The organism is Leisingera sp. (assembly GCF_034669605.1).
Lineage (GTDB): Bacteria > Pseudomonadota > Alphaproteobacteria > Rhodobacterales > Rhodobacteraceae > Leisingera.
The window spans coordinates 1-3159 of sequence record NZ_JAXMOX010000324.1 but is presented as its reverse complement, the minus strand read 5'-3'; the positions used below and the strand labels follow the sequence as shown (position 1 = coordinate 3159).

Genomic DNA, 3159 nt, shown 5'->3' with positions numbered 1-3159 from the left:
CCTTTAGGCGGGATGCTCCCGCCCGCGGCACAGCGCATCACAGATGCTTGCACGCCGTTTGGCCGGGCGCCGGGCTTGCGCCCGGCGTGGCACTCCGCTGCGTCATCTTTCTCAATATACGCGCGTCCCGCTGCCCGGCAGGCGGCTTTGCCGCCGGGAGGGGAGGCAGCGGCCCCTCAGGGCCGCCCTGTCAGTCGAAGGTGCCCGCCACCCGGCCCAGCAGCATGAAAGCGCGGGCGGTGCGGGTGTTGCCAAGGGCGGAAATCTCGCCGTCGGTGGCCTCGGTTTCGAACTCGGCAAACATCTGGTCGAAGCGGCGCAGGAAATGGTGCGCGGCGTCGCGGAAAATCGGGTCCTGCTTCATCCGTGCCGCCGTCAGCGCCAGCGAGGTGCGGTCGCGCACGCCGCCAAGGGGGGCAACCGCACGGCCGCGCGCGCCTTGGGCAAACTGGCGCCAGATCTCGGGGCGGGCCATGTCAGGGCGCAGATCGTCCATGTAAATGCCGTCCTGGCTGAGCAGGGTCAGCACATCCTGCGCGGCCTGGATCACTTGGGCGGCCTTGCGGTCCTGCAGGGCGGCGCGCAGGGCGGCGAAACCATCCTGATCCTCAGCCGTTTCCGGGAAGTTCAGCGCCCGGATAAAATGTTCTGCGGGCAGCGGCGGCGCGGCATCCTCGGCCTGGGTGCCCAAAGCCAGCGACCCTTGCTCGGCCGCCGCCAGCTGGGCCGCTTCGGCGGGGATTGGCGGGCGCTGCGGATTGCGGCGGCTGGTGTGGAAGGTGGCCAGCGCGGTTTCGGTCTTGCGGGTGGCCTCGGCGATCTCCTCCAGCCGCTTGACCATGGCCGGCTCGGCCACTGCGGCACGCTGCTGGGACTGGGCCAGATAGGTCTGCCGCAGCCCGTCGATGGCGGCCTGCAGCTGCTCGCTCTCTTCCCGCATCACCCGGGCCGAACGCGCAGCCGAGGCCGCGACCCACAGCATCGCCAGCGGCAGCACCAAGGCAAGGCCGCCAGTGATCAGGCCGGTCCAATGCGCCAGCCCGGCGTCTTCCGGGGCAACCAGATACACAGCCGCCGCCGCCAGCAGCCAGACCGCACCCAGGCCGATGGCCGCCAACTCGGCTCCGCCCAGCCCATAACCCGAAGTTCCGTCAAGCCGCCGCAGCGGGCGATTGCCCGCGGGAGTCGGATTGGGGCCGGGACTGCTGCTGGAGCCTGTCATGAACACTCGCTGTTTTGCGGATCAGGAATAGACGATCTTGAGAATTTCATAGGCGCGGATGCCGCCGGGTGTGCGCACCTCCACACTGTCGCTTTCGTCCTTGCCGATCAAGGCGCGCGCAATCGGCGATTTGATGTTCAGCAGACCCGCTTCGATGTTGGCTTCATGCTCGCCAACGATCTGCCAGGTTTTCTCTTCGTCGGTGTCCTCGTCCACCACGGTCACCTTGGCGCCGAATTTGATGGCCCCTGAGAGTTTGGCCGGGTTGATCACATCTGCCAGCGACAGGATGCCTTCCAGCTCCTTGATGCGGCCCTCGATGAAGGACTGCTTTTCGCGGGCCGAGTGGTATTCGGCGTTCTCCGACAAATCGCCCAGCTCGCGCGCTTCGGCAATCGCCTTGATGATCGCCGGGCGTTCGACGGATTTCAGGTTCTTCAGTTCGCTTTCCAGCGCGGCGTGACCCGTGGGGGTCATCGGGATCTTTTCCATGAGATTGGTCCAGGTCGCTATTATTGTTGTGTTCTTGTCAGTCGGAAAACCGCAGCCCCGCAGCATAAGCCGCGGGGCCTCCGGTCCGGTTGACAAATACCTGACCCAATCCTGCACCTGATTTCAAGTGCGCGCGGAGCTTCCAGGCACGCAATTCCGCCTAAGCAGACGGATTGCAGGTGTTTTCCACAGGATTGCGCGGAAAAATGCCGCGTGCGGGCAGCGCGGGCAGGCCAGCCTGCCAGAGGATGTCAATCATATTGCACCGCCTCGTATTCGATGCCGTTATCATCATGGAAGTAGAACCGGCGCCCGGGCTCGTAGTCGCCGTGGTTCATCGGCGTGAAACCTGCAGCCGTCACCGCAGCCTCGGTGGCGTCCAGATCCTCGACGATCACCGCCAGGTGGTTCAGCCCGCCAATGATGCCATAGCTTTCCGGCGCGGTGCCTGCGGGCGTGCGCGGCGTGTAAAGCGCAAGATAGCTGGCCTCGCCGCCCACATGCACGGTGTAGCCGCCATTCTTGGCCTCGCCCTCCCAGCGCACATGCCAGCCGAATACCTCTTGCATCCATTTCGCAGTGGCATTGGGGTCGGCGACGGTGACGTTTGCATGTTCCAGAACTGCGCTCATTGGAAATCTCCTTGCCGTTTGAGCAAACCTGTTGATGCGACTCACCCTAATTCCTAAACCTAACTTTAGCTCAAGGGAATTTTTCAGGGAGTTTGCCATGCCTTCATCCGCCGGGATATCCATCGGTTATCTGGCCGGCCGCACCGGCCTCGCGGTGTCCGCCATCCGCTATTACGAGGCCCAAGGGCTGGTGGAGCCCTGGCGCAATGCAGGCGGGCAGCGGCGGTTCCACCGCGCCGACATCCGGCGGATGAGCTTCATCATGATTGCCCAGCAGTTCGGATTTTCCCTGCCGGAGATCCGCGGTTTCCTGAAAAGCCTGCCGGGCAGCCGGACGCCCACCAAAGAAGACTGGGCGCGGATCTCTGAAAGCTTCCGCAGCCATCTGGACCAGCGAATCGAAACCTTGCTGCGGCTGCGCGACAATCTGGACGGCTGCATAGGCTGCGGCTGCCTGTCGCTGCCGAATTGCAAACTTTACAACCCCGCAGACAAGGCAGCAGAGAAAGGGCAGGGACCCCGATACCTGATGGGAGACCGGCCCGAGATATGAACTGCGGCGGAAAATGATGCTTGAATGACGATAATGGACGCACTTTTTGTCCCGGATGCCTGTTTTACAGGTGTTTGACGCGGAGTTTGGATTGACCGGATGGCCTGCCAAACGCTAAGCAACCGCGAATTTATATTGCGCCCACGCAACTCTGGTGGGGCCGGTAGCGAACAAAAGCCAAGGAGCGCCGCAAAATGGCCGAGATTGAACGCGAAGCGATGGAATACGACGTGGTGATCGTCGGGGCCGGCCCTGCCGGC

General features: G+C 63.6%; 4 protein-coding genes. 1 reads left to right on the top strand and 3 read right to left on the bottom strand.

Annotated elements, in window-relative coordinates; all coding sequences use genetic code 11:
* Positions 1-190 precede the first annotated feature (190 nt).
* From VOI29_RS23620 to VOI29_RS23610, 3 genes are all read right to left on the bottom strand, one after another.
* Entirely contained in the window at positions 191-1222 is a 1032-nt protein-coding gene (locus tag VOI29_RS23620) for a hypothetical protein (protein ID WP_323784227.1), read from the bottom strand.
* Positions 1223-1243: 21 nt separating this feature from the next.
* Positions 1244-1714: a transcription elongation factor GreA gene (greA, locus tag VOI29_RS23615; protein WP_323784225.1), complete on the bottom strand. Its 471-nt coding sequence runs from the start codon at positions 1712-1714 to the stop codon at positions 1244-1246.
* Between the two features lie 251 nt (positions 1715-1965).
* Positions 1966-2346, bottom strand: a complete 381-nt coding sequence (locus tag VOI29_RS23610; protein WP_323784223.1) for a VOC family protein — start codon at positions 2344-2346, stop codon at positions 1966-1968.
* A 97-nt stretch (positions 2347-2443) separates the two neighbouring features.
* On the opposite strand from VOI29_RS23610, the gene soxR reads away from it, so the two are divergent.
* Complete coding sequence (gene soxR, locus VOI29_RS23605) at positions 2444-2899, top strand: redox-sensitive transcriptional activator SoxR (protein WP_323784221.1); 456 nt, start codon at positions 2444-2446, stop codon at positions 2897-2899.
* Positions 2900-3159 lie beyond the last annotated feature (260 nt).